Genomic DNA, 2,699 nt, shown 5'->3' with positions numbered 1-2,699 from the left:
TCGCCGGTGCCGGTGCCGGTGCCGGGCCCGGCACCGGTCCGGCCGTGCGGGCCCGGCGCGGCCACCACCACGATCCGGTCGCGCAACAGCGCCCACGCCATGTCGCGCAGCGCCGGCACGAACAGCAGGAAGCCGAGCGTGTCGGTGACGAAGCCCGGTGTCAGCAGCAGCACGCCGGCGACCAGGATCATCACGCCGTGCACCAGCTCGCGGCCGGGCATGCGGCCGGCGTCCATCGTGCGGCGGATGCGGTCGACGACGCCAAAGCCCTGCACGCGCAACAGGATGGAGCCGGCGATCGCCGTGACCACGACGAGCGCCAGCGTCGGCAGCACGCCGATGGCGCCGCCGACCATGACGAACACCGCGATTTCGAGCAGCGGGATGACAAGCAGCAGGAAGGGAACGAGGCTGAAGGGCAAGGGGCTACCGGTCGCGTTTTCCGGGTGGATCTCGGCCGGCCCTGCGGCCGGCGGTTGATTGTCTGCGTGCGCGCATCAGCACCATAGGAAGATGCGCCACAGACCCTACATAGGTAGCGCCCGCTTTGATTTGAATGACGCGGGCATGAGGGCTATATGCTGGGGATTGGATGGTGCAACGTGGCGCGCCCCGCTGCCTTTCCGCCCAGGAGCACCGGGCACGACGCGTCAACTGGCTAGTGTGACATGGAATTCTTCGATTTCGGCACCATTTTCTTTCTCGTCGCGGCGCTGGTCATCTTCTTCCAGCTGCGCAACGTTCTCGGCCGGCGCACGGGCAACGAGCGTCCGCCCTTCGATCCCTACACCGCCGGGCGCACGCGGCGGGAGGGGCGCGAGAACGAGGAGGCCCAGGTGCCCGAGAACGTCGTCTCGCTGCCGCGCCGCAAGGGGCAGGGCGAGGAGGACCGCTATGCCGCGATCGACGCCATGGCCGAGCCGGGCGGCGAGCTGAACCGCGGCCTGCGCGCCATCCGCGACGCCGATCCCTCCTTCGAGCCCAAGACCTTCGTCGACGGCGCCAAGCTCGCCTACGAGATGATCGTGATGGCCTATGCCGACGGCGACCGGCGCACGCTGAAGAACCTGCTGTCGCGCGACGTCTACGAAGGGTTCGTGGCGGCCATCGCCGAGCGCGAGAAGCGCTCGGAGAAGATCGAATCCTCCTTCGTCGGCATCGACAAGGCCGACATCGTGTCGGCCGAGATGAAGGGCAGCGAGGCGCATGTCACGCTGCGCATCGTCAGCGAGCTGATTTCCGCGACCCGTGACGGCGGCGGCGCGGTGATCGACGGCGATCCGGAGACGGTCGCCGAGGTCAAGGACGTGTGGACCTTCGCGCGCGACACGCGCTCGCGCGATCCCAACTGGAAGCTGGTCGCCACCGAGGCCGAGGACTGAGCGCCATGACGGTCGCGCCGCCCTTCCCGGCCGCCCCGTGGCCCGGCGCCCGCGGTGGCGGGCGGGCGGCGGCCAGCCGCACGGTGTGAGCCGGCGCCGCGGCCCGCCGGGGTCGGCCCGGCCATGAGCCTTTCGCCGCTTCTGTCTCCGGTCTCCTTCGACGTCCTGCCGGGCTGGCAGGCCGACGACCCGGCGCCGGCCCTCGCCGCCTTCGCGCGCTCGGCCGCGCGGGCGCGCGACAAGCCCTATCGCAGCGGCAGCCTCGGCATCGTCGCCCCGGCCTTTGCGGCCGCGTTCGCCGCCGCGGCGGCGACGCCGGCCGGACGGGATGCGGCACGCGCCTTCTTCGAGGCGCATTTCGTGCCCTGCCGCATCGGTGCGGCCGGATCGGGCTTCGTCACCGGCTTCTACGAGCCGGAGCTCGCCGCCTCGCCGGTGCGCACCGCGCGGTTCACCGTGCCGCTGCTCGCGCGGCCGCACGACCTGGTCGAGCTCGACGACGTGGCGTCCCGGCCTGCCTGCCTGGCGCCCGATCTCGTCTGCGGCCGGCGGCTGGCCGACGGCCGCATCGTCGCGCATCCCGACCGGCGGGCCATCGAGAGCGGCGCGCTCGCCGATCGCGGGCTGGCGCTTGCCTGGCTCGCCGACCGCGTCGACGCCTTCTTCGTCCATGTCCAGGGAGCGGTGCGGCTCACCATGCCCGACGGCACGGTGCGCCGCCTCACCTATGCCGGCAAGTCCGGCCACCCCTTCACCGGCCCCGGCCGGGTGCTGGCCGGCCTCGGCGCCATCCCGCCCGAGCATGTCACGATGCAGACGATCCGCGCCTGGCTCGCCGCGCATCCCGAGCGGATCGACGAGATCCTGTGGCAGAACCGCTCCTACATCTTCTTCCGCGACAGCGAGACGGGCGACCCCGGCAATGGGCCCGTCGCGGCGGCCAAGGTGCAGCTCGCGCCCGGCCGCTCGCTCGCCGTCGACCGTCTGCTGCATAGCTTCGCCACGCCGGTCTTCGTCGACGCGCCGGCGCTGACGGCCGTCGACGGGCGGCCGTTCCGCCGGCTGATGGTGGCGCAGGATACAGGCTCGGCGATCGTCGGCCCGGCGCGCGGCGACATCTTCACCGGCACCGGTGCGGCGGCCGGCGAGATCGCCGGCGTCATCCGCCATGCCGCGACGTTCCATGCGCTCGTGCCGCGGCCGCTCGTGGAGGCGCGCGCGTGAGCCGGCGGCGGGCGAAAGGCCTCAGCGAGGAGGACCGGGTGCTGTGGGAGACCGTGGCACGCACCACGGTGCCGCTGAAGGAGCGCAGGCGGA

General features: G+C 72.3%; 3 protein-coding genes. 2 read left to right on the top strand and 1 reads right to left on the bottom strand.

The window, feature by feature from the left end; all coding sequences use genetic code 11:
- Positions 1-422 (bottom strand): FxsA family protein (locus tag N1F89_RS20480; RefSeq protein ID WP_290086343.1); only part of this gene is annotated, 422 nt, incomplete at its 3' end.
- 246 nt (positions 423-668) lie between these two features.
- On the opposite strand from N1F89_RS20480, the gene N1F89_RS20475 reads away from it, so the two are divergent.
- Both N1F89_RS20475 and N1F89_RS20470 read left to right on the top strand, forming a co-directional pair.
- Positions 669-1,382, top strand: coding sequence for a Tim44/TimA family putative adaptor protein (locus N1F89_RS20475; RefSeq protein ID WP_290086341.1), 714 nt, complete (start codon positions 669-671; stop codon positions 1,380-1,382).
- A gap of 123 nt (positions 1,383-1,505) precedes the next feature.
- Entirely contained in the window at positions 1,506-2,606 is a 1,101-nt protein-coding gene (locus N1F89_RS20470) for an MltA domain-containing protein (protein ID WP_290086340.1), read from the top strand.
- Positions 2,607-2,699: the final 93 nt, after the last annotated feature.

Source organism: Aquibium sp. A9E412, from assembly GCF_030398335.1.
Lineage (GTDB): Bacteria > Pseudomonadota > Alphaproteobacteria > Rhizobiales > Rhizobiaceae > A9E412.
This window is presented reverse-complemented; position numbering and strand designations above follow the sequence as displayed.

Excerpts from the sequence above, each read along its gene's own strand:
- N1F89_RS20475 (WP_290086341.1), top strand. The coding sequence starts at position 669 with ATGGAATTCTTCGATTTCGGCACCATTTTCTTTCTCGTCGCGGCGCTG.
- N1F89_RS20470 (WP_290086340.1), top strand. The coding sequence starts at position 1,506 with ATGAGCCTTTCGCCGCTTCTGTCTCCGGTCTCCTTCGACGTCCTGCCG.